Here is a 25,427-nt window from a genome sequence, read left to right as displayed (position 1 = left end):
TTTTTCTACGGCAGCGCTGCAAACTCCGTGGCTGGGCGGGCGGCCTCGCCGGGCTTAAGTACCATCGGCTGGCCGTGCTGAATGACGATAGCCGCCTTGGCTAGCCCCAGAAAGATACCGTGCTCGACCACGCCGGGGATGACTTGCAGCCGCGCAGCCAGGGCCTCGGGGTCAGCGATGGCTCCGAAGTGGCAGTCTACTATCAGGTTGCGCTGGTCGGTGTAGTAGGGCTGGCTAGGGTCGGCCAGGGCGGGGCGCACCACCGGGTGGGCACCCAGGCCATCGAGCGCATCGAGCACCCAGGGCAGCGTAAAGGGCACCACCTCCAGCGGCAGCGGAAAGCGGCCGAGCTGCGGCACCAGCTTGGACGAATCGGCCACCACGAGCAGGTAGTCGGACGCCGTTTCGATGGTTTTTTCGCGTAGCAGCGCCCCGCCACCGCCTTTAACGAGGCGCAGGTGAGCGTCGAGTTCGTCGGCGCCGTCCACGGTAAGGTCGAAGCGCAGGCCCCGGCGCGGCTCCAGCAGCGGAATGCCCACCTGCCGGGCTAGCGCCTCACTCGCCAGTGAAGTAGCGGTGCCCTGCACTTTCAGGCCATTTTGGACGGCTGCCCCGAGCTGAATGATAAACTGGGCCGAGGTGCTGCCGCTACCCAGGCCCAGCACCATGCCATCGCGCACCCAGCGCACGGCAGCGGCGGCAGCTTGTTGTTTTTCGAGTTCCTGGGGCGAGAGAGTGGGCGTGATGCTAGCGGGCATAGGGCGGAGAAATAAAAATCAGGGGCAATGTTACGGCGCGGCAGCCGCTACGGGCAGGCTAGCCAGCCGGCGCCGGGCGTAATTTTGCACGATGCCCGCTCCTACCCTGCCCGATTCCTCAACTGCCGCCGACGTAGCTATCGCGCCCGCCGCGTCGGCCGCGCCCGAAGTGGCGGTGGCTAGCCCCGCGCCGCCAGCCTCGGCCTGGGGGCTGCTCGGGGTGCTATCGCTTATCTGGGGCACGTCGTTTATTTTGATGAAAAAAGGGCTGGTGGTGTTTTCGGCCCTGGAGCTGGGCGCCGCGCGGGTGAGCGTGGCGGCCATGCTGCTGCTGCCGTTTGCGCTGCGCGAAATCGGGCGCGTCGAGCGCGGCCGGCTCAAGTGGCTGGCGCTCAGCGGTACGGTAGGCACGCTCATTCCGGCTTTTCTATTCGCCTATGCCGAAACGCGGCTGGCCTCGGGACTGGCGGGCGTGCTCAATGCCCTCACGGCGGTGTTTGCGCTGCTGGTGGGCGCGCTGCTGTTTGGGCAGCGCCTCACCGGGCTGCGGGTGCTGGGCATTGGGCTGGGCCTGGCGGGCACGGTGGTGCTGATGCTGCTGGGCGGCAGCGGCGACGCGGCTAGCCCAACCGGCGAGGCGGGCTCGGCCTGGTACGGCGGCTACATCGTGGTGGCTACCGTAGGCTACGGCCTCAGTGTGAACGTGATAAAGCACCGCCTGCACACTTTGACGCCGGTGGCCGTGACCTCGCTGCTGCTGCTCCTTATCGGCGGGCCGGCGCTGGCATATCTGCTGCTCGGCACTGGTTTCGTGCACAAACTGGCCACGGTACCGGGCGCCTGGCCGGCATTTGGCTACATTGCCCTGCTGGCCACCATGAGCACGGCCGTGGCTACGGTGCTGTTTAATATGCTCATCCAGCGCTCAACTACGCTCTTTGCCTCATCGAGCACCTACCTCATTCCGATTGTGGCGCTGGCCTGGGGCGCGCTCGATGGAGAGGCGTTTAACCTGTGGCACGCGGCGGGCATGGTCGTTATTCTGGCCGGAGTGTTCATCATTCACCGGGCGCGGTAACTAGCGGCGGGCACCCGCGGCAGCATTGGCCAGCAAGCCGGGGCGGCCTTTGCACGGGTGAGGAGTAATCGGATGCTGGCCGTTTGCGTAGAGAGAAGCTATTCCCTCTATCCCTTTTCCAGCAAGCTAGCTATGTCCCCCACCCAAGCCCGAGTTGCCGTGCCCGGCAGCGAGCGCGTGCCCCTGCCCGAGGCGCAGCCTTTGCACCCGTTGCCCCCTACCGAACGACTGGAGGTAACCGTGCGCGTGCGCCCCAAAATGCCCCTGACCAACCTGCAAGCCACCGGCGCCCTGGCCGATGTGCTGCCGCAGCAGCGGGCCTACCTCACCCGCGAAGAGCTAGCCGCCCAGTGCGGCGCCGACCCGCACGATATCCAGCAGGTAACTGACTTTGCCCGCGCCCACGGCTTGGTGGTAATGCACACCGACCCGGGGTGCCGCGAGGTGCAGCTAGCCGGCACGGCCGCCGAATTTGAGGCAGCCTTTGGCACGCAGCTGCACCAGTACACGTATCCCGAAGGCACGTACCGGGGCCGCACTGGCCCCGTAACGGTGCCCGCCGCGCTGAGCGACATCGTGCAGGGCGTGTTTGGACTCGACAACCGGCCGCAGGCGCAGCCGCACTTTCAGGTGCGGCCCGCGCCGGGGCTGGGGGCCATTGTGGCGCGGGCGGTGGCCCAGGCCTTTACGCCGCCGCAGCTGGCGCAGCTGTATCAGTTTCCGACCGGCCTCGATGGCACGGGGCAAACCATTGCCATCATTGAGCTGGGGGCGGGTTTAAGCCGCAGGATTTGAAAACCTACTTCGCTGGCCTCAAGCTGCCCGCGCCCACCGTGAAAGTGGTGAGCGTGAACGGCGGCCGCAACCAGCCCACCACCGCCAACAGCGCTGACGGCGAGGTGCTGCTCGATATTGAAGTGGCCGCCGCCGTGGCGCCCAAGGCGCGCATCGTAGTGTATTTCGCGCCCAATACCTCGCAGGGATTTCTCAACGCCATTACGGCAGCGGTGCACGACACCACCAACAAGCCTTCCATTATTTCCATTAGCTGGGGCGGGCCCGAATCAACCTGGACCGCCCAATCAATGGACCAGTTCGACCAAACCTTTCAGGCCGCTGCCCTACTGGGCGTCACGGTGTGCTGCGCGGCCGGCGACAACGGCTCGGCCGATGGCGTGGCCGACGGCCAGCCGCACGCCGACTTTCCGGCCAGCAGCCCGCACGCCCTGGCCTGCGGCGGCACCAAGCTCACGGCTAATGCACAGACCATCAGCGACGAAGTGGTGTGGAATGAAGGCCCCGACAGCGCCACCGGCGGCGGCCTGAGCGCCCATTTTCCGGTGCCCGACTACCAGCGCGCCCTCACGCTGCCCACTGCCACCCCGCCCGGCCGGGGCCTGCCCGACGTGGCCGGCGACGCCGACCCCGCCACCGGCTACCAAGTGCGGGTAGATGGCCAGAATATGGTAATCGGCGGCACCAGCGCCGTGGCGCCGCTGTGGGCCGGCCTGCTGGCCCTGCTCAACCAGAAGCTGCCCAAGCCAGTGGGCTTTCTGAACCCCTTACTCTACGGCTCGCTGGCCGGCAAAAACGTATGCCGCGACATCACCAGCGGCACTAATGGTGCCTTCGCGGCCGCGCCCGGCTGGGATGCCTGCACCGGCTGGGGCAGCCCGCAGGGGGCTAGCCTGCTGGCGGCGCTGCAAAGCGCTTCGCCGTCCGTCGCTTAATGGCAATTTTCAATCTGTCGTAGTTGCAAAGCCGATGCACAAAGTTTGCAGTAGGTCAGCTATTTAACTAGCAGTCAGCACACCGTTATTTTCCACTAATTCCTTCGCCAGCAAAAGCTTTTCCACCGCTTCGCCAATCAGCTGCTTCTGTTCCTCGCTAGGCCTGCCGAAACCCAACAGCCGCGCGGTGGGTAGCGCTACCGCCTCGCGCTCCAGGGCAAAGCTGTCGCGCACTACGGTGCGCACGGCGGCGGCTAGCTCTTCGGGCGCCACCAGACTAAGCTTGCGCGAGATAGCCGGTAGGGCGCTGCGGTCGCGCACGGGCACGGCGGTAGGCAGCATAGTGGGCGTCCACAAAAAGTCGCCCTGCACCCGAATACTGCCGATTTTGGCGGCTAGCCGGGCGGCCTCGGCCACGCTGGCCCGGATGCGCGCGCCCACCTGCGCGGCGCCGGCGGCATTGGCGAGGCGCCGCGTTACCTCGTCGAGGTGCACGGGGCTTTCCACGGCCACCACCTCGGCCACCCAGGCGGCCAGGCGGCCCACCGGGTGCTGGGGCACTTCGCGCTGCGCAATGGTGGGCGGCAGCTGCGCCACCTGGTAGGGCGGCGCGGCCGAGGCGCCGGGCGCGGGCGGCTCCTCGCGGGCCAGCGCGACGGGGCTAGCGCTTTCAGCAGCAGCCTCTTCCGGCTCATCAGCCTGGGCGAGGCTAGCCTGGCGGCGGGCTTCTTCGATAGCGGCCACGGCGCGCTCGGTGGCGGCCGCCGGGTCGCGAAACCAGTCGGTGCTCCAGATGCGGTGCAGGCGCCAGCCCACGGCTTCGAGCACCTGCTGGCGCAGGCGGTCGCGGTCGCGGGCCGAGCGGGCGCTGTGGTACATGGCCCCGTCGCACTCGATACCCAGCGCGTAGCGGCCCGGCTCGCCAGGGTCAACTACCGCCAAATCAATGTAAAAGCCCTGGCTGCCCACCTGCGGCCGCACGGTGTAGCCCCGCGCCGTGAGCGCCCGCCGCACCTCGTCCTCAAACGGCGTGGCGACCTCGCGGCTAGCCTCCTCGCTTTGGCTGAGGCGGCCGTGCTGGGCAAACTGCAGAAAGGTGCGCAGCGCCGCCACGCCCTTGGCGCGGGTGCGGCTCAGGTCGAGGTCGTCGGCGGTGAGGTTGGTAAAGACCTCGCAGCGCTGCTTAGCGCGGGTTATCAGTACGTTGAGGCGGCGCTCGCCGCCCTCACCATTCAGCGGGCCGAAGCTCATGGTGAGGTTACCGTCCTCGGTGCGCCCGTAGCCGAGGCTGATGAGGATAACGTCGCGCTCGTCGCCCTGCACGTTTTCCAGGTTCTTGATAAAAAACGGCTCGTGCGGGTGGCCGCTGAAAAATGCCTCGGCTTCAGGGTGCTGCTTACGCCGGCTTTCCAGCGCATCCTGAATGGCCTGGCGCTGCGCCGTGCTAAACGCCACTACGCCTAGCGTAAGCCGAGGCGTAGTGCGCGCGTGGTGTAGCACGGCCTCGGCCACGGCCGCAGCCTCCAGCGGATTAGTGCGTGTGGTGCCGCGTTCGTAGTAGGTGTCGGGCAGGTGATGGTACACCAACCCGAGCTGCCCCTGCCCGCCGGGACTGGGAAAAATCACCAGCTTATCCTCGTAGAAAAGATGATTGGACGCCGCGATAAGCGACTGGTGCAGCGAGCGATAGTGCCAACGCAGCATCCGCTCGGGCATCTGGCGGGCTTTGCACAGCTCCAGAATGCTCTGGATGTCGGCGGTCACGTTTTCTTCGTCGGCCGCTTCGCCGGTGCCGGTGAGCGAGTCGAAAAAGCTCGTGGGCGGCAGCTGCTTCGAGTCGCCCACTACCACCAACTGGCGGCCCCGCGCAATGGCGCCCAGCGCATCCACGGGCTTCACCTGGCTAGCCTCGTCAAACACCACCAGGTCAAATTCGACCGCGCCGGGCGGCAGGTAGCTGGCCACCGATAGCGGCGACATCATAAAAATGGGCTTGATGGCCTGCACCGCCCGGCCGGCTTTTTCCATAAGCTGGCGCAAGGGCAAGTGGCGGGTTTTCTTGGCAAACTCGTTGCGCAAGAGCAGCATCTGTCCGCCCGCCTGCGGGTTGGGCAGCTGCTCAAAGTGGTGCCGCATGGCCCGTATCCGGTTGTGATACAGCGAGTCGCGGTCGGCCGCCCGGAAGCGGGCGGCCACTTCTTCGTGGCTAGCCCGCTCAAACTGCCGCAGGGCCGGGTACTGCTCGTAGGCCAGCCGCTGCAAGTATTCGAGCCAGGTTTGGCGCACGGCGGCGGCCAAGTACTGGCTAGCCTCGGGCCAGGTTTCGGCCAGCACCAGCAGCTCGGGCAGGTGCTCGGCGCGGGCGGTGGCGGCCACGTTGTTCCACTCGGTAGCGAGGCGCAGGGCCGGCAGGTCGGCGGCCCAGGCGGAGAGTATAGTTAGCTGCTGGTCAAATGGTTGAAACTGCAACCGCCCCTCGGGGCCAAAGCGCCGGGCCTCGTTCAGCTGCAAGGCGTCGGCCACGGCCTGCACGGCGGCGCGCTGCTGATTCAGCGCGTTTTCGAGGCTAGCCAGGGGCGCGGCAATAGCTTCGGGCCGCTCGGCGCGGGCCAGGTAGGCTAGCAGCGCGGCGGGCAGCTCGCCGCGCGCAATGCGCTGGTGCGTACCCGTGAGGTACTGCTGTGTCTTCTGCAACGCCGGCCAGTCGGAGCGCTCACCATGCCAGGCAGGGCCAAAGAGTTGCTGGCCGAGCGGCGCGGCGTCGGCCACCGTCTGCACGTGTCGGGCGGCTTCGTGAATGGCATCGATAACCGCCACCAAACCAGCATTATCCTTCGGCAGCGGGCCGCGCCACAGGCTTTGCAGGCGCTGGCGGGCGCGGCGGTAGTCGCTGATGATGAAGCTCCACCACTTGTCGCCGTAGGCCAGCAGGGCGGCGCGCTCGGCCAGCAAGTGTTGGCTCCAGGCCTCGGGCAGTAGCTCAGCGTCGTGCTGCTGGCGCAGGGCGGCGTGGGCGGCACCGGCGTGCAGCGCCTCGGTGAGGCGGCCGGCCTGGTGCAGCCAGGCGGCATCGGCCACGACGGCGCCGGCCAGCGGTGGGGCTAGCTGGGCGTGGCGGGCGGCGGGAAGCAGCGCTTCGGCAGCAAGGCGGCCGGTGGGCGCAGGCAGGCCGAGCAGGTGCGCCAAGGTTGTGACGGCGGCTTGCAACGCCTTCACGGCAGCCACGGCTTCGGCCAGGCGCGGGGCTAGCGCGGCTTGGTCGGCGGGCAGCAGCACGGTCAGCTCGCTGCCCCAGAAAAGCAGGCTTTTGGGCGGGCCGATTTTCTGCAGCGTGGCTTGCAGGCGGGTGGCCAGGGCCCCGGCCTGGGCGGCATCGGCATCGGTCCAGTTGGCTAGCTCAGTAAAAGGAAGGCGTGGCAGCTGCACCGTGCCGGTGGCTTCGCGCAGGGCCAGCAGCTCGCCGGCTAGCTGCTGGGCGGTGCGGCGGCTGCGACCTAGCGGGGCGTTTACGGCCAGGGCATAGTCATTGAGGGCCAGTCGGTAGCGCGGCAGCTGGGCCATCTGGTCTTCTACGCTGGCGGCGGTGGCGGGGCGGCCCAGACTGAGGATTTGCTTAAGCTCGTCGTGCAGGGCTTTTTTGTTGGCTTTGTGGCTGTGCAGCTCTAGGCAAGCCGCGCCGAGGCCTAGCGCGTCGAGGCGGCGCTTTACGACTTCGAGGGCCGCCATTTTTTCGGCCACGAAGAGCACTTTCTTACCGGCCCCAATGGCCTCAGCGAGCAGATTCGCAATGGTTTGCGACTTGCCGGTACCGGGTGGGCCCTGAATGACGAGGTTGCGCCCCTCGTGCACCGCCAGCAGGGCTAGCAGCTGCGACGAGTCGGCGTCGAGCACTTGGTGCAGCTCGGCAGCCGGGCTTTCGGTATCGAGGAAAGCTGCTTCGCCCACCGTGGGCGGGGCATCCTGAAAGCCCGTATCGGTGCCTAGTAGCGCGCCGATGGCCGGGTGGTCGAGCAGGCTAGCCCCGGCCGGCCAGGTGCTGGGGTCAAGGTCACGATAAAGCAGGAATTTCCCGAAGGAAAAAAAGCCCAGCGCCAGGCTGTCAATCTCGACCCGCCAGCGCGCGAAGCCCGCCACGGCCGCTGCTACTTCGGTATAGTAGTCACCCAGCTGGCCTTCCTCATCGAGCTCGGGCAGCGGCAGGGCTAGCCCAAAGCTGGCCTTAAGCTTGGCCTGGAGCGACAAATTGCCCTCGACCTCGGCGCCGGTGTGGCGCAGCCGAAAGCGCTCGGCAGCGGTGCCGCGCTCCAGCAGCACGGGCACCAGCACCAGCGGCGCCTGGCGCGGCTCGGGGCTGCTGGCATCTTCGTACCAGGTGAGCATGCCCAGGGCCAGGTAGAGAATATTGACGCCGGTTTCTTCGAGGCTGGTGCGGGCGGTGTAGTAGGTGTTGAGCAGGCGCTTTTCGAGCTGGGCCAGCGGCTCGGCGGTTTGCAGCTTGTTATCGGAAAGCAGGGCTAGCCGCTCGGCTTCGGTGGGCGGCAAGGGCGGGTTTTCGACCAGATAATCGGTGAGGGCCGGCAGGTCATCGGAGGCGGTGGTGGGTTGCTCCTTGAGCGCAGGTCTGGCCGGCTTCGGCGCTTCGGGCGCGGCCTGGAAATACATGGTTTTGCCCTGGCGCACCAGCACGTCGAACACCGGCGCGGCCTCCTCCCGCACAATGCTCACGCCCTGCGCTTTAGATAGGCGAAAGTTGAGCAGCGGATTGCGCATGCCCAGGTCAAGCAGCTCCTGGCGGGAGGCGTCGAGGCGGGCGACCAGGGTCGTTGCATCGGTGGCGGGCAGCGTATCGGGAGGCGACATAAAGAGCTGGCTAGGCGGTAGTATAGAATCCTAACGCCAAGATAGCCGGACCATACCCACCCACCAGCCTAGCGCCGCGCCGCCACACGTCGCCGCACGCGCCGCAGGGCCAGCCGCTGTCCCACCCGCACCCCGATAAGCAGCGCCAGCAGCCCCGGCAGCAACACCAGCAGCACCCAGGTATTGGCCTCGTAGTAAGAGCTATGCGTGCGGTTGCCCAGGTTCACCATAAAGTCGCAGCAGTACCAGAAGGCCCAGCGCATTGCCTGTGTTAGCGTGTCAGGCATGGCGACGGAGTTGAGCTAGCCGCTGGCCATCGCGCAGGGCGCCGTAAGTGAGCCAAACGAGCAGGGCCGGCAGCAGCACCAGGTACACGACCACGTTGGTAGCAGCGTACCAGCCGCGTCCGCCGCTGGCTAGGGTTCGCACGGTGGCGTCGTACACGGGCAGCAGCTGATAATAGGCCGGGCTGTTGGCGCGGGTGGCGTGGGTGCAGTAATGCAGCGCGCAATACCGCGTGCAGTGGCCCGCCGCGTGCGCACGGCTAGCCGGATAGGGAGCGCGTGCGTTAACCCAGTAGCCCAAGGCCAGGGGCAACAGGGCTAGCAGCAGCATAAAGAATAATGGGCGAGCGGCTGGCAACATAGCGCGGGAAAAGCTAACCCGCTAAACTAGCTGCCGTTCTACTCACTTGCCAACTACCCGGTAGCATCTAAGCGGCCGATTTATTTAGCTTGGAATGCTTGTAGCCGTAGCCGAAGTAGATGGCTAGCCCGATGAGCAGCCAGATGAGGAACATCGTCCAGTTGTTAATGCCGAGCTGCGTCATCAAATACAGATTGGTGAGCAGGCCCAGCACCGGCAGCAGCGAGAGCTTCTTCTGGAACGTGACCACCGCGATGGCCAGCGACGCCAGAATGAACACGAGGTACGGAATTTGGTGGCGGAAGACGCTGTAGTAGCCTTCGCCCGAGCGGGCGGCGGTGCTGCCGTTTACGTCCTCGATGAGCTTCACAATCGTGTCGTGGTCGTAGCGCCACAGCAGCCAGCCGGCCGCCAGCAGCAGCAGCGGCACCAGCCAGCGCCCGCTGATGTAGGGCACCGTGAAGCGGGCATCGGACTTGCCGTAGGGGTCAATGATGAGGATGCCGCCGCACACCAGCGCAAAGGCGAACAGCGTGCCGATGCTGGTGAGGTCCACCACTAGGTCCATGTTCAGAAACAAGGCCGGCACGCCCACGAAAATACCCGTGACGATGGTGCTGAACGAAGGCGTGTGAAAGGTGGGGTGCACCTTGGCAAACACGGGCGGCAGCAGCCCATCGCGGCTCATGGTGAGCCAGATGCGCGGCTGCCCCAGTTGAAACACCAGCAGCACCGAGGTCATGGCAAACACGGCGCTCACGGCCACGATTTTGGAAAACCAGGTCAGGCCCACCTTGGCAAACACGAACGACAGTGGGTCGCCCACCCCTAGCTCTTTGTAATTCACCATGCCCGTGAGCACCATCGTGATAAACACGTAGAGCACCGTGCAGATAATGAGCGCGTACATCATCGCCTTGGGCAGGTCGCGCTGGGGGTTTTTGCACTCTTCGGCGGTGGTCGAGATGGCGTCGAAACCGATGTAGGCAAAAAACACGGCCGACACGCTTTTCAGCACGCCGCCAATGCCATTTGGAGCAAAAGGATGCCAGTTGGCCGGCTGCACGTAGAAAACGCCCACCGCAATCACGATGGCCACCACGGCTAGTTTTAAAGCTACCAACAGGTTAGACACGTTCTTACTTTCCTTGATGCCCACGTACACCAGCGCCGTGATGGCCACCGTGATGAGGAAAGCGGGCAAATCGACCACCAGCCGGAAGCCGCCGGGCAGCTCGGGCGCCTGGGCCCAGGCGTAGTAGGCATCGAGTTGGGCAGGCGTGGCCGCCGCCAGGGGCTTGCCGGCCTGCATAAGCCCCATAACGGCCTCGTAGCCAGCGTGCGCGCTCTGGGTGCCCATCGTGAGCCAGCGCGGAATATGCAGCCCGATGCCATCGAGCAGGCCGGTGAAATAGTCGCTCCACGAAATGGCTACCACGATGTTGCCCACCGCGTATTCCATGATGAGCGCCCAGCCGATAATCCAGGCCGCCAGCTCGCCAAAGGAGGTGTAGGCGTAGGTATAGGCCGAGCCGCTCACCGGAATAGTCGCCGCAAACTGCGCGTAGCAGAGCGCCGAAAACGCGCAGGCCACCGCCGTAAACACAAACAGCAGCGACACCGCCGGCCCGCCGTTGAGGCTAGCCTGGCCGATAGTCGAGAAAATGCCCGCCCCGATAATGGCCGCGATGCCGAGGCCGGTGAGGTCGCGCACGGTGAGGTGGCGGGCTAGCCCGCCGGGGGCACCGCCGTGGCCGTCGGCGTCGGCGGGCGGATTAGCCAGGATGGCCGCGATGGACTTGCGGCGAAAGAGCGAGGAATTGGTGGGGGCATTCGGCCGGGAAGAAGATTGGGCGCGCAAACTAGTAAACGGCCAAGATACGGCCCGGCCGTGTGCAATCGGGCGCGGCCCGGCATCGGAAGGAAAACCACCGTGCTTTTCTGAGCTATGCTTCAATGCCCTACCCTAGTCCGCATTCCGCAGCCCTGCGCCGAAAGCTGGGACGCCATGACGCCCACCGCCACCGGCCGCCACTGCGCTGCCTGCCAAAAAACGGTGGTCGATTTTACCCTGAAAACCGACGCGGAAATCCTGGCTGCTCTGCGCCAGGCTTCCGGCCAAACCTGCGGCCGCCTGCGGGCCGACCAGCTAGCCCGGCCCTTAGTGCCGGCCACCCAGCCCAACCGCTGGCGCAGCTGGCTAGGGGCAATGCTGGCAGTCGGGGAGTGCTCGGCAGCAGCCGGGTAGCGGCACAAACGCGCGGCAGCTACTACGCCGGGCCGCTGCCAGCGGCCAGCAGCGCCACTACCGCGGCGCAGCCCGGCCGCGCCGCTGCGCCCGCACCAGCCCCGCCCACCGGCGGGCTCCTAACGATACGCGGCACCGTGACCGACTCGGCCACGCACGAAGGCCTGCCGGGCGTGACGGTGCTGCTGAAGGGCACTGATACGGGCGTTTCGACTGATGTCAACGGAGCCTTTGCGTTGCCGGTGGCGGCTAGCACTACGCCTATACACCTCATTTTTAGTTCCGTAGGTTTTACCAGCCAGGAGAAAGTGGTAGCGGCGAGTAGCCAGCCGCTCACGGTAGCGCTAGCCGCTGACACTCGTATGCTGGCGGGCGAAGTAGTCATCATCGGCGGCGTTTATCAGCGCCCGTGGCCCTGGCACCCGCGCCGCTTCTTCAACTGGGGTAAGTATTGGGTTACCAAGCCATTTCGGCCTTAATTGCGGTAGTAGACATACATTTACTGCTATGCCCCCCACTACTATTCATCAGCCTGCCCCCTGCGCCGAAAGCTGGGATGCCATGACTCCTACCGACGTAGGACGGCATTGCGCTAGCTGCCAAACGCAGGTCGTGGACTTTACTTGGATGACAGACGGGGAGGTCGTGGCCTTTTTGAAACAGTATAGTCCTGAACGCAGATGCGGCCGGTTTCGGGAAGACCAAGTGGACCGGCCCCTAGTGGCGGCGGCGCAGCCCGTAACCGGGTGGCAGCGGTGGGCGGTGGCTACGGTGTTGCTGCTAGGGTCGGTGTCCGGGATGAAGGCGCGGGCACAGGGTGTGAAGCCCAGAGCTACGGTTACCAATTCCACACACGCTACCATTCCCGATAGCTTGTTTCTTGTTCAAGGAGTGGTGAGTAACTGGTTGGGCATTCGCAAAGTCGAGGCGCGGGTGAGAGTGAAAGGCATTGATGGCAGTACTGATGCCAGGGGTCATTTTCGGTTATTACTGCCCAAACGTGAGTTTAGTAAAGTGCACTACATTACTGTTATTTATTGGAAGAAGAGTTATGGAAGAAATCATCTAGGGGCAAGGGTGCCGTTTGACTCTACCCGTACCAAGCCTTACCATATTAAGATAAAAAAAGTAATCAACCGAAACCCTGGCTTCTTCTAAACCCAGCACCGCACCCAAACTTTTCGGCCCCGAAAAGCCTTGTGCCAGGGTATGATGCGCCTACCCCTAGCCCTGCTGCTGACGCTTTTTTTATCGGCCTGCTCTTCGTTTAAGCCGGTGCCGACCATCCGCTTTAATCCCACCACTACCCGCGCCGACCTGCCCCATGAGGAGGCCGTGCACCCCAAAAACTCGCTGGAGTGGTGGTACCTCACCGGCCACCTGCGCGACGAGGCTAGCGGCGAAGAGTTTGGCGTGGAATACGTCTTTTTTCACTTCAATCTGAAGGATGGCCGCGATGATTACCAGATGGTGAACGTGGCCATTACCGACCCCCAGGGCCAGAAATTCAACTACGACTACCAGCTCGACAAGCTGCCACGCCTGCTCACCGACTCGCTGCCCGTGCGCCTGCGCGACCACAAGGCCGGGCAGACCTGGACCTTCAACGGCCAGGAAGGCACCTACCAGTTTCAGGCCGTCCTCACCGGCAAAACCAACGCCGGCTACGCCCTCAACCTCAGCACCACGCCCACCAAGCCGGTGCTGCTGCACGGCGGCACGGGTTACGAAAACTACGGCCAGGGCATTTTGGCGGGCTACTACTCCTACCCAAGGCTAGCCACCACCGGCACGCTCACGGTGGGCGGCCAGGTGCACCAGGTAAGCGGCGAGCTGTGGTACGACCGCCAGTGGAACTGCACCAGCATCGTGAGCAAAGGCGTGGGCTGGGACTGGCTCAGCATCCAGCTCGACCAGCCCCGCGAGGAGCTGATGCTTAATACGCTGCGCAACACCGAAACCAACCAGACGCTCAACAACGGCTCGTTTTTCAGCGCCAGCAATGAAAACGTGCACCTGAGCGGCAACGACTTCACGCTCACGCCCCTCACCTACTGGACCAGCCCGCACTCCAAGAAGAAATACCCGGCCAAATGGCGCGTGCAGGTGCCGGGCCAGGGCTACGACCTCGTGGTAGAGCCCCTCGTGCCCGACCAGGAACTGGGCCTGCGCTTCTTCCACGCCTTCACCATGTACTACTGGGAAGGCATGTGCAAGGTCACGGGCACCCACCGCGGCCAGCCCGTGACGGGCAAGGCCTACGTGGAAATCACCAACCGCCAGGCCGAGGCCGCCCAGCGCGCGCCTGCCGATGCGGCCAGCCCAGCGGCCCCGGCCAGCACCCGCTAGCCCTTTAGCAGCGCGCCGGCCAGCAGGGCCGCGCCCACGATGGCCACGCTCGGCACTTTTTCCCAGAGTAATAGCAAAAACGTGAGGCCCACCAGCAGCGGGTTGAGCGGCAGGGCCACGCCGTGAGCCGTGGCCCAGGAGCCGGGCAGCGCCAGCAGGCGGTCGGGCAGCGGGTGGTAGAGCAGCAGCGCCGCCGCGCACACCAGGCCGGCACTCACGGCATTCACGCCTTCGAGCGAGGCCTTCACCACGCGGTACTGCCTCAGGCTGTCCCAGAAGCGAATAACGAAAAATATCAGGAACGTGCCGGGCAAAAAGATGCCCACCGCACCCACCGCCGCGCCCAGCAGCTGGGCCGCCGGGCCGCCCACCGGCCGCATGGCCAGCGCCCCGATGTAGCTGGCAAACGAGAAGTTGGGCCCCGGCAGCGCCTGCACCAGCCCGAGCCCCGACAGAAACTCCGGCCCCGTGAGGTAGTGCTTGTACTCGACAAACTCGGCGAAGAGCAGCGGCGCCAGCACCTGCCCACCGCCGAATACGAGCGAGCCGTTGCGGTAGAAATTCTCGAACAGCCGCACCGGCAGCAGCCGGGTATAGTGCCCCAGCACGGCCGCCACCAAAAAGGTACCTAGCCACAGCGCCCCGTTGGCCCATTCCACCCGAATGGGTTTTTTATTGGGCACGATGGCGTGCTTGCGGTAGCGCAGGGTGGTCACGGCGCCGCCCGCCAGCAGCAGCAGCGGCAGCACGCCCGGCAGTTGGAAGAAGTACGCCACCATCGCCGCTATTGCCATCAGGGCCACCGCGGTTTTGGTTTGAATAACCTTTTCGGCGATGCGATAAGCCGAAAACGCCACGAAGCCTACTGCTACGGGCTGCACAAACTGCACCAGCCGCGCCGTAAACGCCGTGTCGAAGTGCGTGAGCAGCAGCCCCGCCAGGGTCATTATTGTGACGGCCGGCAGGCACCAGATAAACAGCGTGAGGTAGGCCAGATTTGGCCCCCCCAGCCGAAAGCCGATGGCCGTCATGGTCTGGGTGGAGGTGGGGCCGGGCAGCAGCGCGCACAGTGCCTGCAGCTCCAGCAGCTCGGCGGCGGTGAGGTAGCGGCGCTTATTCACCAGCAGCCGAAACATCATGGCCAGGTGCGCCTGCGGCCCGCCGAAGGCCGTGCAGGCCAGCGCGGCTACATCCTTGAGGAAGATAAAATTGCGGGTGCGGCGCATCCGGCGGCCCGCCCGGCGCAGCGGCACCAGCGGCACGGATAAATCGGGGCGGGCAGGCAATTGGTCGGGCACGGCGCAGGCAAGTAGCTGTGCCGAAGATAAAGCCGGCTAGCCGGTTGTGTGGCTTTGCCAGGCAAAAAAGAACGTCATGCTGAGCCCCGCGAAACCTCGCTGCTGCGCCGCTAGGGTTGGTACTCCAACGGGGCGGGCAAGCTGCTTCGCGGGGCTCAGCATGACGTTTTTACTCGGCTTCCTATTCGCTTACTTCTTCTTGAGCCCCAGCTCGATGAGGCGCTCGTTTAGAAATTCACCGGCCGTGATGTCAGCTTCCTTTTTGGGGTTGTCCTCGGTCACGAGGTGCGGCAGGGCGGCCAGGCTCATCTCCGAGCGCGGGTGCATGAAGAACGGGATGCTGTAGCGCGAGGTGTTCATTTTTTCGCGGGGCGGGTTCACCACGCGGTGAATGGTGCTCTTGAGCACGCCGTTGGTGAGGCGCTGCAGCATATCGCCCACGTTCACCACAATCTGGTCGGGCAGAGCCGTGATGCTAATCCACTGGCCGTCGCGGCGCTTCACTTGCAGGCCGTCGGCGCTGGCCCCCATCAGCAGGGTAATGAGGTTAATGTCGCCGTGCTCGGCGGCGCGCACGGCATCGGCGGGCACCGCGTCGGGGTCTTCGATGGGGAAGTAGTGAATGGGGCGCAGGATGCTGTTGCCATTCTGCACCTTGTCGTCGAAGTAGCTTTCGGGCAGGTTCAGGTACAAGGCAATGGCGCGCAGCACGTCTTTGCCGGCGGCTTCCAGGGTGCGGTAGGCCTTCATGGTGCTTTGCGCGAAGCGGGGCACCTCCTGGGGCCAGATGTTGGCCGGGTAGTCGTTTTTCACCGGGTCGTTCTCGTCGAGCACTTCCTGGCCTACGTGGTAAAACTCCTTCAGGTCGCCGGTGTTGCGGCCCTTGGCGTGCTCCTTGCCCTTGCTGATGTAGCCGCGCTGGCCGGCCAGCTCGGGCACTTCATACGACTGCTTGGCCGGGTCGGGCAGCTGAAAAAACGCCTGCACGTCGGCGTACAGCTCCTTGGTTTGCTGGTCGTTAAGGCCGTGGTTTTTGAGCGCAATGAAGCCAATGCTTTCGTAGGCATCGCCGAGGGCTTGCACGAACTTAGCTTTGCGGGCGGGGTCGCCCGAGCGGAAATCCGCGAGGTCGAGCGAGGGAATGTGGTCAGGCAGGTTATCAGCCATAACTTGGTAAAAGTGGTTGGTGGTTGATGAGTTGCTGATTACGCTCCCTAACCACTGGTAGCGAGCCAAGGCCGGTGGGCTAGCCTGCCAAAACAGCCCGCCGCCGGCTCCAACCCACTAGCAGCAACCAGTAGTTAGCTAGGGCGAAGTTAACAAAAAAACCCTGTAGCCACTTACTTGCGTACTCACTGTTCACCTTACACCTTTCTTCTCAGCACATGCTTTTCCAACGTAAAATGCTCGGTGGCCCGGTAGCCCTGGCGGCCCTGGCTCTGCTTGGCAGCTGCAGCACCACGCAGCAGGCCGAAACCACCACCAGCCCCGCCGACCGCCCCAGCGCCATCGGGGCGCCGCGCGCGGCCTCTACCGTGTCGGGCCAGGCGCAGAGCAAAGGCGGCATCACGCTCACGCCCTACAACGACTCGCCCAAATTTCCTTCTGCCCAAATGCGCCTGAATGCGCCTATTCAGGGCTCGACGGTGCCCAGCGGCGAGGTAACGTTTTCGTATGAGCTGACCAACTTCCAGCTGACCAAGATGACGGACAGCGACCACGCCATGCAAATGGCTAACTCGATGAAGGGCCAGCACATCCACAATATTGTGGATAACATGCCCTACACCGCCCACTACGACACCAAGTTTACCAAGCCCATTCCCGACGGCCAGCACGTTGTCCTGTCGTTTCTGTCGCGCTCCTACCACGAGAGCCTCAAGCACATGGGGGCCTACGACCTGCGCACCATCACGGTGGGCACCCCGGCCGCCGGCACCCCGCCGATGGCCTTCGACCTGAAAGCCCCACACCTCTTCTACAGCCGCCCCAAGGACACGTACTCGGGCAAGGACGCGCAGAAGATTATGCTGGACTTTTACCTCGTAAATACCACGCTAGCCCCCGACGGCAACAAGGTGCGCGCCACCATCAACGGCACCGAGTTTATGCTCGACCAGTGGCTGCCCTACATGATGGAAGGCCTGCCCGCCGGCCAGGCCACCATCAAGCTGGAGCTGCTCGATAGCAGTGGCAACCTGATTCCCGGCCCGTACAACTCGGTGACGCGCACCATTACGGTAGCCCCGTAAGGTTAGCCACTATAAAAAAGAACGTCATGCTGAGCTTGTCGAAGCATGACGTTCTTTTTTGCCGACTGCGTAAGCTTTCTTATCTGCCTGCCAGCTCCCGCTGCACCTGCTCCTGCACCTCGGGCTTTTCGTAGTCAGCCTCGACCTGAATGTGCGGCATGAGCCTAGCCATAATGGCTTCCTGGCGCTGGCCGGCGGCCCAGGCCTCGGCATAAGAGGTATCGGGTGAGAACGTGACGCGCGAATACAGCGGCACCCACTGGCCGGGAAACTGCGCCGCGATTTTGCTCTCGATTTTCTTTTGCAGCAAGAAGCGCGGGTCGGCCACGCGGTCGCGCATCTCCACGAAGTTGTAGAGTGCGAGGTCGGCCATCGCGTCGGTGTTGGGCTTGCGCTGGTGCTCAAACTCGTCCATCACCCGGTCCCAGTTGGCCTCGCCGTGCTGTTCTAATAGCTGATTGAGCACGGTGCAATCCTCAAAGCCCGCGTTCATGCCCTGGCCGTAGAACGGCACGATGGCGTGCGCGGCATCGCCGAGCAGCAGCACCGTGTCGCGGTAGGCCCACGGAAAGCAGCGGATAGTGACGAGCGAGCCGGTAGGATGGTCAAAAAACTCGTCGGTGAGCTGCGGCATCAGCGGCACCGCGTCGGGGAAGGTGGCGGCGAAGAAGCTAGCCACGTCGGCCGGCGTCTGGAGCGCCGCAAACGATTTGTCCCCCTCGTAAGGAAAGAACAGCGTAGCGTTGAACGAGCCGTCGAGGTTGGGCAGCGCAATCATCAGAAAGTTGCCCCGGGGCCAGATATGCAGCGCGTTTTTCTCCAGCTGCCACGCGCCGCCAGCCCCCGCCGCAATGGTTAGCTCCTTGTAGCCATACTCCAGATATTGCTGCGAGTAGTCGGTGCGGTCGGTGCGCTGCAAGGCCGCGCGCACCGCCGAGAACGCCCCATCGGCCCCAAAGAGCCGCTCGTAGGCCACGTCGTGCTCGTGGCCGCTCGCCACATCCTGCAAGTGCAGGCGGCGGCCGGGCAGGTCGAGCTGGGTCAGCTTTTGGCCGAAGGTGATTTGCACGCCCGCTTCTTTCTCGGCCAGGTCGAGCAGCGTGCAGTTGAGGCTACCTCGGTTGATGGAGTAAATGGCCTGATTTTCCTGCCCGTAGGGCTGAAACGTCAGGTTGCCTTGACCGTCGTGCATCACGCGCCGGTACATCGGAATACCTACCTGCCGAATATCATCGGCCACGCCCACGCCGGCTAGCCCCCGCCAGCCCCGGTCGCTCAAAGCCAGGTTGATGGAGCGCCCCCCCAGCAGGCCCTGTCGGCGCGGGTCGGGCAGCCGCTCAAACACCTGCACCGGGTGGCCGCGCCGCGCCAGGTACAGCGCCAGCAGCGAGCCCACCAGGCCGGCGCCCATAATTACCAGCGGCTCGGCGGCGGCGGCAGTTGCATCGTGCATCGGCTCCATAAGGTGCAGAAAGAAATTGCGCCAGCTGCTTTTCTTAGCGCAGGCTGGCTATTGGGTAAATAAATGCTTGGGAGCTGGAGCTGTTGCGCGGCGAAAAGAGGCTGCGCCGGAAAGTAGCCTGGGCGCTCACCACCTGGTAGCTGGCGGGGCTAGCCAGGTCAGCCACCAACAGGCGCGCCAACTTGCGCAGGCGCTGCTTTAAGGTATCGGGATGCTCGGGCGTACTGTGCGGGTTGATTACTTCGAGGGTGAGCAGCCGGGGCGCGGCTGGCCCCGCTCTGCCCGCCGTAGTAACCGATACCTTCACCTGCTCGGCCGCCAACAGCTTTACTTGTTGCTGAAAGCCCGCGCTGTGCCCGTGCTTCAGCGCTACGCCGGGCGCTATTTCTACTTGCGTGCCGCAGGCCGTTAGTGCCACCGCCAGCAGCCATCCCCAATGCTTACTCATGCTGTTACTTTTATCAAAACCAAGTGGCGGCCAGTTGCATCAATTGCTCCAGCCCGGCCTGGTCGGCTTCGTCGAAGTCGGCTAGCCGGTCGCTGTCCACGTCGAGCACGGCCACTACCCGGCCGTCTTTAAAAACCGGCACCACGATTTCCGATTTTGAGTCAGAGCTGCACGCAATATGGCCCGGAAAAGCCTCCACATCGGGCACCAGCACGGTGCGCGCCTCGGCCCAGCTCGCGCCGCACACGCCGCGCCCGCGCCGGATGCGTGTGCAGGCTATCGGCCCCTGAAAGGGCCCCAGTACCAGCTCCTCGCCTTGCACCAGGTAGAAACCCACCCAGAAAAACCCGAACGCCTGCCGCAACGCGGCGGCCGTATTAGCCAGGTTGGCCGTGCGGTCAGTTTCGCCGGCCGTGAGGGCTTCGAGTTGGGGATGCAGCTCGGCGTAGCGGCCGGCCTTGGGCAGGCCCGGCGTCAAAAACAGCGTTTCGGACATTAGTGATTGCGAATAAAAAACAGCCGGCCCGCTTTAGGCCGTAGCGGCCACGGGTGCTGGCGTAGCCAGGGCAAAGCTACCGCCCTGGTGCTCGACGGCCTCGATTAAGCGGTAGTTCAGCGACTCTTTCACATCGAGGTATTCGTCGTAGCTGCTCGTTTCTACGAAGTATTGCACCGTTACCTCCTTGCCGGCGGGCGAGATGGCGTTGAATTTCATCTGCACATCGTCGGTCACGAGCGGATGTTCTTTCATCGCCGCCACCGCCTCTCGGATAATGGCTTGCAGCTGGTCGCTGGTCGTTTTCTGGTCAAAATAAAGCGTGAAGCCCACCCGCCGCGCCGTGCGCAGGCTCAGGTTATCCAACGGCTTGTCAATCATGCTCTTGTTGGGCACCGTGAGGTAGCTTTTTTCGGCCGTGCGCAGGCGGGTGCTGCGAAAGCCGATTTTCTCCACCGTGCCGCTTACCGAGCCCGCCGTCACGAGGTCGCCCACTCCAAAAGGCTGGTCAAGAAAAATGGTAAACGAGGCCAGCAGGTTTTCCAGGCTTTCCTTGGCCGCAAAAGCCACCGCTAGCCCGCCAATGCCCAGGCCGCCAATCAGGGCCGTCACATTCACCCCAAATACCTGCCCCAGCGCCACCAGCAGGCCGATAACTACTATAAAAACCTTCAGTAAGTCTTTAGCAAAAGGCAGAAACTGGCTGTCGAGCCGCCGGGTGCCGGCCGTGGTAACCAACTCGGCCCGGCGCTGCACTACCAGCAAAGCAAAATCGACCAGCCGCATAATTACCCACACCACCGTCGCAATCACCCCCAGATGAAAAAGGCCTAGCAACGCCACTTTCGGCCAAGGCTCCACGCCTTTCACTGCCAGCGGCGGCATAGGATAGCGCAATACACTGAAGGCCAAATAAAAAGAAACCAGGAATAACAGCGCGCCCAGCGGCTGAATCAGCAGGTCGTGCAGCTCGCTCTCCGAGACGCCGGCCGTGTAGCGCTTGGTAAGCCGAAACAAGCCTTTGCTCAGCAGGCGCGACAGTAGCCGGTTGAGCGCGGCCCCTAGCAGCATAATAATGGCCGCAAGCAGATAATCCAGCAACTCGTTGCCGATTACCTCGCGGTGTAAAAAAGCAGGAATTTCCATAGGCAGCAAATAACGCAGTACGTCAACCCTCAACGGTACGCAAGCGCGCCAACGCTAGTTGAAGAAAATTCTTCCGTAGCGCGTCATTGTATTGAGCCTGCTCTTCACCGCTAGCATGGAGCTAACTAGCAGCCTTTAAGTAGAGCTGTATGGCTGCTTTTTTGCGAAGAAAATTCAGTTGGGTACAAAAAAAATTACCTGATTAAGTACTCAAAAAAAGTAAAAAAGTGCCAAAATAGAACGTATGGCCACAAATTGTATTTACCCAAGTGGATAGACACTATTTTTATTATTTTTTTATGTGTTCAGAATACTCTACAATAGTATTCTTTCACTTACTTTGCGGTGCCAACACCCTAGCAATAGGGGTTTGGTTTCATTCTTCTATTTTCCCTTCTACCATTTCTTAATTTAAAGTTACCATGAAACCATTGCACAGCCGCGTCGAAGCGGAGCAGCTGGACCGCGCAGCCGCTATGCTTAAAGTGCTCTCGCACCCCAAGCGCCTGGCTATTGTCGACCTGCTCGGCAAAAGCAAAACCAAGGACCACCAGATGTCGGTTACTGAAATTTATCAGGCCCTCGACATTCCCCAAGCTATTGCTTCGCAGCACCTTATTACGCTCAAAGACCGTGGCGTGCTGAAGTCGAGCAAAGTAGGCACCAAGATTTACTACTCGTTGGCCGTACCAGAACTGCTCAAAATCATCGACACGCTGGAATCATACTCCGGCCGTATCTAATCTGACTATTGTAGCGGGTGCGCAGGCCATTGCTAGTGGGCTGCGCACCTCTTTTTTTTAGTCAGGAAATTTTATCCTGTTTTGCACTTTGAGCGGTCTGCCGCAAACGAATGAACTTGTAATTTAACAGGAAGTGTGAATGACGGATTAATTTTGACGGTAACCTGCGTCATAAGCAGCCCGCCCGCCCAATTGCCGATACAAAACCGGCAATTGGGCGGGCGGGCTGCTTATAGCAATGGCGGTTTTGCTAAATGCTGGCTGGTTGGCGCTCTAAGTCGAAGATGTCGGTAAGCAAGGGTAGTAGCTGCTCGGCTTCGTCGCGGCGGCAGGCGGCTTTGAGGTGCAGCACGTGTTGCTTCAGCACCTTCTGCATGAAGGCGCGGGTAGCATCGTCGAGCAGCTTTACTTCGGCCGGAGTGGCTTTTTTCTGAAACCGGTCCAGCTCCTGCTGGCGCAATTGCTCCAGGCCCGCTTTCATGCGCTGAATAAGCGGCGACACGAGCATTTCGCGGCTCCAGTCGGCAAAGTCGGCCAGGCTCTCGCTGATGATGGCCTGCACCTGCGGCACGGCCGCCAGGCGCTGCTCCAGGGCCGCCGAAGCCTTGCTATAAATGGCATCGACGTTGTAGACCAGCACGCCGGGCACCTGCTCGACATCGGCAGCCACCGAGCGCGGCACGGCCAGGTCGATAAAGAACTTGTAGCTCAGCACGTCGAGGCTAGCCACCAGCTCGCGGGTGAAGAACGGCGTGTCGCGGCTGATGGACGAGATAATAACGTCGGCCTCGCGCAGCGTGTCGGGCAGGCGCTCAAAATCGGCGATGCGCAGTTGGCCGGGCGCAAACTCTGCCGCTAGCTCCTCGGCACGGGCGCGGGTGCGGTTGCAGAGCGTGACGCTGGCAAACGACTTGCTATCGGCCAAGTGGCGGCACACGTCGCTGCCGATTTCGCCCAGGCCCACCACCAGCACGCGGGGGCTAGCCACGTCGGCCGTAAGCTCCTCTACCAGCTCCAGGGCGGCGTAGCTCATCGAGGCGGCGCCATCGCGGAAGCTCGTCTCCTGCTGCACCCGCTTGTTGGCGAAGAAGATGGTGTGCAGCAGGCGGTGCAAAAACGGACCGGCCGCATCGGCATCGGCCGTCCACTGGTAGGCCTGCTTCACCTGGTTGATAATCTGCATATCGCCCACTACCTGCGCATCGAGGCCCAGCGCTACCTCAAATAGGTGGCGCGTAGCCGCTTCGGCATTATCGAAGCGGTCAAAATACTCGGCAAAGCTGCCCGCGTCGGGCCGCTGCTTGAGCTCGCCCAGCGCCCGGATGATGGCCGCCGAGTAGTCATGCTCATGGGCGTAGTAGATTTCGGTCCGGTTGCAGGTACTGAGCACCAGCAAGTCGGTGAGGTGCAGCTCAGTACGCAGCTGCGTCAGAAAGCGGCGGCAGGCGGCCTCGTCCAATGCCAGCAGCTCGCGGATGGCGAGCGGGGCATTACGGAAGGATAAACTAACAGCCTTAAATGGATGAGACATAGCACGGGTCGACCCAGGGCCGGCCTGCAAAATTACGGCATAAATAACTGCGATGGAAACAGGCGAATGGGCCAATGGGTTCGGCGGCGGCGGGCCGCGCACAAACTAGCGCTTTCGCTCGTTGAATGGGGCTAGCGGCGCTCCGGACGCTGCGCCCGACCTTTGCCGCTCCTATGCTTCCTCCCCTTTACGACCAGAAATCGCGCATTAAGCTCTTGGTCTTGCTGATGGCCTTGCTTATTGCCGGGGCTACCGTAGTGTATACTAATACGCTAGTGCAGCGTCTTTCGGAGCGCGAGCAGCACCAGATTGATTTATACGCCAAAACCCAACGCTACATTATTAATACGGAAGACACTAAAAACCTGCCTTTTTTGCAGGAGCAGATTATTGAGGCCAACACCACTATCCCGGTTATTCTGACCAATGGGGAGGATATTATTGATACCAAAAACTTGGGCTTGGCTAAACACCTTTCGGCCGCCGACTCGATACAACAGCTACGGGCAGTGCTGCTTGATATGCAAAAGCGCCACCCGCCCATCGTGATTGAGCTACCCGGCAATACCCGCAACTATCTGTTTTACCAGGATTCGCGCCTGTTGCGGCAGCTGCGCACTTACCCCCTAGCAGCGCTGGCCGTAATTGCCTCACTAGCCATGATGGCGTATATCGCCTTTAGCTACTCGCGCCGGGCCGAACAAAACCGCGTGTGGGTGGGGCTAGCCAAGGAAACGGCGCATCAGCTCGGCACCCCACTGAGCTCGCTCGTGGGCTGGCAGGAATATTTGCGGCAGTCGGACCGCTTCCGCGACGAGCCCATAGTAGAGGAGCTCGGCAAGGATATTAAACGTCTGGAAATCATCACCGAACGCTTCAGCAACATTGGCTCGGTGCCGGTGCTCAAGGCCGAAAACCTCTACCACACCACCCGCAACGCCATTGCCTACCTCGAGAGCCGGGTGTCGCGCAAGGTCAAGTTCAGCATCGAAACTGAGCTGCCACTCGACACGCCGGCCTGCCTCAACGTGCCACTCTTCGACTGGGTAGTGGAGAATATTTGCAAAAACGCGGTGGATGCTATGGATGGGCGCGGCTCCATCACGCTGCGCCTGTGCCGGGTGAAGCCCCGGCGCGAATGGTGGCGCCGCCGCGCTCCGCGCCCGCAGGTAGCCATCGACATCACCGACACGGGTAAAGGAATCGCCAAGAACAAGCTCGAAAGCGTTTTCCTGCCCGGCTACACTACCAAAAAGCGCGGCTGGGGCCTGGGCTTAGCCCTGGCCCGCCGCATCATCGAAAACTACCACGAGGGCCGCCTCTTCGTGAAGTGGAGCGAGGTGGGCAAAGGCACCACGTTTCGGCTGGTATTGAACCAGTAGCGCGCGGCTTCGGCTGCGCGCTACTGCACTACCCACCCATTACCAGCTGGTCGGGCAGGTTTACCAGGTAGTCGCCGTAGCCGCTTTTGCGCAGGGGCGCCGCGATTTTACGCAGCTGTTCGGCATTGATAAAGCCTTGACGGAAAGCAGCTTCCTCAATCGAGCCTACTTTCAGGCCCTGGCGCTGCTCCAGCACGCGCACAAACTCGCCGGCCTGCATCAGGCTCTCGAAGGTGCCGGTGTCGAGCCAAGCGGTGCCCCGGCCCAGGATGCCGACTTTCAGCTTGCCCCGGCGCAGGTACTCGCGGTTGACGTCCGTGATTTCGTACTCGCCGCGCGGGCTGGGCTGCAGGTTTTTGGCAATCTCCACTACTTCATTGTCATAAAAGTAGAGACCCGGCACGGCGTAATTGCTCTTGGGCTTGGCGGGTTTTTCCTCGATGCTGAGGGCTACCTTATTCTCGTCGAACTCGACTACGCCGTAGCGCTCGGGGTCGTGCACGTGGTAGGCGTAGACCACGCCACCGTCGGGGTCGCTGTTGGCTTTCAGTAACTCTTCCATGCCTTCGCCATGAAAAATATTATCGCCCAGCACCAGCGCCACCTTGTCCTGCCCAATAAAATCGGCCCCCAGCACGAAGGCCTGGGCTAGCCCGTTGGGCACTTCCTGCACCACGTACTGGAAGTTGCAGCCCAGATTCTGGCCGGTGCCGAGCAGCTTCTGGAACTGCGCCTGGTCGTGGGGCGTGGTGATAATCAAGATTTCCCGAATGCCGGCCATCATCAGAATCGACAGCGGATAGTAAATCATCGGCTTGTCGTAGACGGGCATGAGCTGCTTGCTCACGGCCAGGGTCAGGGGGTGCAGCCGGGTGCCCGAGCCGCCAGCGAGGATGATGCCTTTCATAGCGCGAAGTTTCGCAAGGTTAAAATGAGTTTCGCAAGTTTTTCGATTCTGTTTTCATCAACTTCGCGAGACCTTGCTCAACCTCGCGAAACCT

The 25,427-nt window shown here is 62.8% G+C and carries 22 protein-coding genes; 9 read left to right on the top strand and 13 right to left on the bottom strand.

Features of this window, described 5'->3' with window-relative positions; genetic code table 11:
- Positions 1 to 5: 5 nt before the first annotated feature.
- Positions 6 to 758, bottom strand: a complete 753-nt coding sequence (rpiA, locus tag GKZ68_RS18115; RefSeq protein WP_173117264.1) for a ribose-5-phosphate isomerase RpiA — start codon at positions 756 to 758, stop codon at positions 6 to 8.
- Positions 759 to 849: 91 nt separating this feature from the next.
- On the opposite strand from rpiA, the gene GKZ68_RS18110 reads away from it, so the two are divergent.
- The 3 genes from GKZ68_RS18110 to GKZ68_RS21755 all read left to right on the top strand — a co-directional run bounded on the left by GKZ68_RS18110 (position 850) and on the right by GKZ68_RS21755 (position 3,566).
- On the top strand, positions 850 to 1,836 hold the full coding sequence (locus GKZ68_RS18110) for a DMT family transporter (RefSeq protein WP_173117262.1): 987 nt from the start codon (positions 850 to 852) through the stop codon (positions 1,834 to 1,836).
- A 132-nt stretch (positions 1,837 to 1,968) separates the two neighbouring features.
- Positions 1,969 to 2,631 carry a protease pro-enzyme activation domain-containing protein gene (locus GKZ68_RS21760; protein WP_217275274.1) on the top strand — a complete coding sequence of 221 codons (663 nt, stop codon included), beginning with the start codon at positions 1,969 to 1,971 and terminating at the stop codon, positions 2,629 to 2,631.
- Positions 2,628 to 3,566, top strand: coding sequence for a S8 family serine peptidase (locus tag GKZ68_RS21755; RefSeq protein ID WP_217275273.1), 939 nt, complete (start codon positions 2,628 to 2,630; stop codon positions 3,564 to 3,566). The genes GKZ68_RS21760 and GKZ68_RS21755 overlap by 4 nt, the downstream gene beginning before the upstream one ends.
- Positions 3,567 to 3,629: 63 nt before the next feature.
- Here the strand turns inward: GKZ68_RS21755 and GKZ68_RS18100 are convergent, their stop codons facing one another.
- The 4 genes from GKZ68_RS18100 to GKZ68_RS18085 all read right to left on the bottom strand — a co-directional run bounded on the left by GKZ68_RS18100 (position 3,630) and on the right by GKZ68_RS18085 (position 10,857).
- On the bottom strand, positions 3,630 to 8,426 hold the full coding sequence (locus GKZ68_RS18100; RefSeq protein WP_173117260.1) for a DUF3320 domain-containing protein: 4,797 nt from the start codon (positions 8,424 to 8,426) through the stop codon (positions 3,630 to 3,632).
- Between the two features lie 68 nt (positions 8,427 to 8,494).
- Positions 8,495 to 8,713, bottom strand: a complete 219-nt coding sequence (locus GKZ68_RS18095) for a hypothetical protein (protein ID WP_173117258.1) — start codon at positions 8,711 to 8,713, stop codon at positions 8,495 to 8,497.
- On the bottom strand, positions 8,706 to 9,041 hold the full coding sequence (locus tag GKZ68_RS18090) for a hypothetical protein (protein ID WP_173117256.1): 336 nt from the start codon (positions 9,039 to 9,041) through the stop codon (positions 8,706 to 8,708). The genes GKZ68_RS18095 and GKZ68_RS18090 overlap by 8 nt, the downstream gene beginning before the upstream one ends.
- A gap of 97 nt (positions 9,042 to 9,138) precedes the next feature.
- On the bottom strand, positions 9,139 to 10,857 hold the full coding sequence (locus GKZ68_RS18085) for an amino acid permease (RefSeq protein ID WP_254244292.1): 1,719 nt from the start codon (positions 10,855 to 10,857) through the stop codon (positions 9,139 to 9,141).
- Positions 10,858 to 11,019: 162 nt separating this feature from the next.
- Between GKZ68_RS18085 and GKZ68_RS18080 the strand changes: the two genes are divergently transcribed.
- From GKZ68_RS18080 to GKZ68_RS18070, 3 genes are all read left to right on the top strand, one after another.
- Complete coding sequence (locus tag GKZ68_RS18080) at positions 11,020 to 11,319, top strand: hypothetical protein (protein ID WP_173117252.1); 300 nt, start codon at positions 11,020 to 11,022, stop codon at positions 11,317 to 11,319.
- Complete coding sequence (locus tag GKZ68_RS18075) at positions 11,298 to 11,798, top strand: carboxypeptidase-like regulatory domain-containing protein (RefSeq protein ID WP_173117250.1); 501 nt, start codon at positions 11,298 to 11,300, stop codon at positions 11,796 to 11,798. The genes GKZ68_RS18080 and GKZ68_RS18075 overlap by 22 nt, the downstream gene beginning before the upstream one ends.
- Before the next feature lie 730 nt (positions 11,799 to 12,528).
- A complete protein-coding gene (locus GKZ68_RS18070) occupies positions 12,529 to 13,668 on the top strand; it encodes a lipocalin family protein (RefSeq protein ID WP_173117248.1) in 1,140 nt (379 codons plus the stop codon).
- Here GKZ68_RS18070 and chrA read toward each other — a convergent pair.
- Both chrA and GKZ68_RS18060 read right to left on the bottom strand, forming a co-directional pair.
- On the bottom strand, positions 13,665 to 14,966 hold the full coding sequence (gene chrA / locus GKZ68_RS18065; RefSeq protein WP_367949179.1) for a chromate efflux transporter: 1,302 nt from the start codon (positions 14,964 to 14,966) through the stop codon (positions 13,665 to 13,667). The genes GKZ68_RS18070 and chrA overlap by 4 nt on opposite strands.
- A 189-nt stretch (positions 14,967 to 15,155) precedes the next feature.
- A complete protein-coding gene (locus tag GKZ68_RS18060; RefSeq protein ID WP_173117246.1) occupies positions 15,156 to 16,133 on the bottom strand; it encodes an isopenicillin N synthase family oxygenase in 978 nt (325 codons plus the stop codon).
- A gap of 218 nt (positions 16,134 to 16,351) precedes the next feature.
- Here GKZ68_RS18060 and GKZ68_RS18055 point away from each other — a divergent pair, with 218 nt between their 5' ends.
- Positions 16,352 to 17,218 (top strand): hypothetical protein, encoded by an 867-nt coding sequence (locus tag GKZ68_RS18055; protein ID WP_173117244.1) that lies wholly within the window; start codon positions 16,352 to 16,354, stop codon positions 17,216 to 17,218.
- 79 nt (positions 17,219 to 17,297) lie between these two features.
- On the opposite strand, the gene GKZ68_RS18050 is transcribed toward GKZ68_RS18055, so the two are convergent.
- From GKZ68_RS18050 to GKZ68_RS18035, 4 genes are read right to left on the bottom strand one after another with little or no spacing between them, the layout of a single operon-like run.
- Positions 17,298 to 18,671, bottom strand: coding sequence for an NAD(P)/FAD-dependent oxidoreductase (locus tag GKZ68_RS18050; RefSeq protein ID WP_173117242.1), 1,374 nt, complete (start codon positions 18,669 to 18,671; stop codon positions 17,298 to 17,300).
- A gap of 43 nt (positions 18,672 to 18,714) precedes the next feature.
- A complete protein-coding gene (locus GKZ68_RS18045) occupies positions 18,715 to 19,128 on the bottom strand; it encodes a hypothetical protein (protein WP_173117240.1) in 414 nt (137 codons plus the stop codon).
- A gap of 13 nt (positions 19,129 to 19,141) precedes the next feature.
- Positions 19,142 to 19,624, bottom strand: coding sequence for a GAF domain-containing protein (locus GKZ68_RS18040; protein WP_173117238.1), 483 nt, complete (start codon positions 19,622 to 19,624; stop codon positions 19,142 to 19,144).
- A gap of 33 nt (positions 19,625 to 19,657) precedes the next feature.
- Complete coding sequence (locus tag GKZ68_RS18035) at positions 19,658 to 20,770, bottom strand: mechanosensitive ion channel family protein (RefSeq protein ID WP_173117236.1); 1,113 nt, start codon at positions 20,768 to 20,770, stop codon at positions 19,658 to 19,660.
- 422 nt (positions 20,771 to 21,192) lie between these two features.
- Here GKZ68_RS18035 and GKZ68_RS18030 point away from each other — a divergent pair, with 422 nt between their 5' ends.
- Positions 21,193 to 21,513: a helix-turn-helix transcriptional regulator gene (locus GKZ68_RS18030; RefSeq protein ID WP_173117234.1), complete on the top strand. Its 321-nt coding sequence runs from the start codon at positions 21,193 to 21,195 to the stop codon at positions 21,511 to 21,513.
- A 250-nt stretch (positions 21,514 to 21,763) separates the two neighbouring features.
- Here GKZ68_RS18030 and hemA read toward each other — a convergent pair whose 3' ends face one another.
- Entirely contained in the window at positions 21,764 to 23,044 is a 1,281-nt protein-coding gene (hemA, locus tag GKZ68_RS18025; protein WP_173117232.1) for a glutamyl-tRNA reductase, read from the bottom strand.
- Between the two features lie 173 nt (positions 23,045 to 23,217).
- Between hemA and GKZ68_RS18020 the strand changes: the two genes are divergently transcribed.
- Positions 23,218 to 24,426 (top strand): ATP-binding protein, encoded by a 1,209-nt coding sequence (locus GKZ68_RS18020; RefSeq protein ID WP_173117230.1) that lies wholly within the window; start codon positions 23,218 to 23,220, stop codon positions 24,424 to 24,426.
- A gap of 28 nt (positions 24,427 to 24,454) precedes the next feature.
- Here the strand turns inward: GKZ68_RS18020 and rfbA are convergent, their stop codons facing one another.
- Positions 24,455 to 25,333: a glucose-1-phosphate thymidylyltransferase RfbA gene (rfbA, locus tag GKZ68_RS18015; RefSeq protein WP_173117228.1), complete on the bottom strand. Its 879-nt coding sequence runs from the start codon at positions 25,331 to 25,333 to the stop codon at positions 24,455 to 24,457.
- Positions 25,334 to 25,427 lie beyond the last annotated feature (94 nt).

Source organism: Hymenobacter sp. BRD128 (assembly GCF_013256625.1).
Lineage (GTDB): Bacteria > Bacteroidota > Bacteroidia > Cytophagales > Hymenobacteraceae > Hymenobacter.
The sequence above is the reverse complement of the archived record's forward strand: the minus strand, read 5'-3'. Positions and strand labels throughout refer to the sequence as shown.

What these genes read in the sequence shown, in the direction of transcription:
- GKZ68_RS18060 (WP_173117246.1), bottom strand. Translation starts at nt 16,133, where the DNA reads ATGGCTGATAACCTGCCTGACCACATTCCCTCGCTCGACCTCGCGGAT.
- GKZ68_RS18095 (WP_173117258.1), bottom strand. Translation starts at nt 8,713, where the DNA reads ATGCCTGACACGCTAACACAGGCAATGCGCTGGGCCTTCTGGTACTGC.
- GKZ68_RS18110 (WP_173117262.1), top strand. Translation starts at nt 850, where the DNA reads ATGCCCGCTCCTACCCTGCCCGATTCCTCAACTGCCGCCGACGTAGCT.
- GKZ68_RS21760 (WP_217275274.1), top strand. Translation starts at nt 1,969, where the DNA reads ATGTCCCCCACCCAAGCCCGAGTTGCCGTGCCCGGCAGCGAGCGCGTG.
- GKZ68_RS18020 (WP_173117230.1), top strand. Translation starts at nt 23,218, where the DNA reads ATGCTTCCTCCCCTTTACGACCAGAAATCGCGCATTAAGCTCTTGGTC.
- GKZ68_RS18040 (WP_173117238.1), bottom strand. Translation starts at nt 19,624, where the DNA reads ATGTCCGAAACGCTGTTTTTGACGCCGGGCCTGCCCAAGGCCGGCCGC.
- GKZ68_RS18035 (WP_173117236.1), bottom strand. Translation starts at nt 20,770, where the DNA reads ATGGAAATTCCTGCTTTTTTACACCGCGAGGTAATCGGCAACGAGTTG.
- GKZ68_RS18100 (WP_173117260.1), bottom strand. Translation starts at nt 8,426, where the DNA reads ATGTCGCCTCCCGATACGCTGCCCGCCACCGATGCAACGACCCTGGTC.
- rfbA (WP_173117228.1), bottom strand. Translation starts at nt 25,333, where the DNA reads ATGAAAGGCATCATCCTCGCTGGCGGCTCGGGCACCCGGCTGCACCCC.
- GKZ68_RS18090 (WP_173117256.1), bottom strand. Translation starts at nt 9,041, where the DNA reads ATGCTGCTGCTAGCCCTGTTGCCCCTGGCCTTGGGCTACTGGGTTAAC.
- GKZ68_RS18045 (WP_173117240.1), bottom strand. Translation starts at nt 19,128, where the DNA reads ATGAGTAAGCATTGGGGATGGCTGCTGGCGGTGGCACTAACGGCCTGC.
- hemA (WP_173117232.1), bottom strand. Translation starts at nt 23,044, where the DNA reads ATGTCTCATCCATTTAAGGCTGTTAGTTTATCCTTCCGTAATGCCCCG.
- GKZ68_RS18080 (WP_173117252.1), top strand. Translation starts at nt 11,020, where the DNA reads ATGCTTCAATGCCCTACCCTAGTCCGCATTCCGCAGCCCTGCGCCGAA.
- GKZ68_RS18030 (WP_173117234.1), top strand. Translation starts at nt 21,193, where the DNA reads ATGAAACCATTGCACAGCCGCGTCGAAGCGGAGCAGCTGGACCGCGCA.
- GKZ68_RS18050 (WP_173117242.1), bottom strand. Translation starts at nt 18,671, where the DNA reads ATGCACGATGCAACTGCCGCCGCCGCCGAGCCGCTGGTAATTATGGGC.
- GKZ68_RS18070 (WP_173117248.1), top strand. Translation starts at nt 12,529, where the DNA reads ATGATGCGCCTACCCCTAGCCCTGCTGCTGACGCTTTTTTTATCGGCC.
- rpiA (WP_173117264.1), bottom strand. Translation starts at nt 758, where the DNA reads ATGCCCGCTAGCATCACGCCCACTCTCTCGCCCCAGGAACTCGAAAAA.
- GKZ68_RS18055 (WP_173117244.1), top strand. Translation starts at nt 16,352, where the DNA reads ATGCTTTTCCAACGTAAAATGCTCGGTGGCCCGGTAGCCCTGGCGGCC.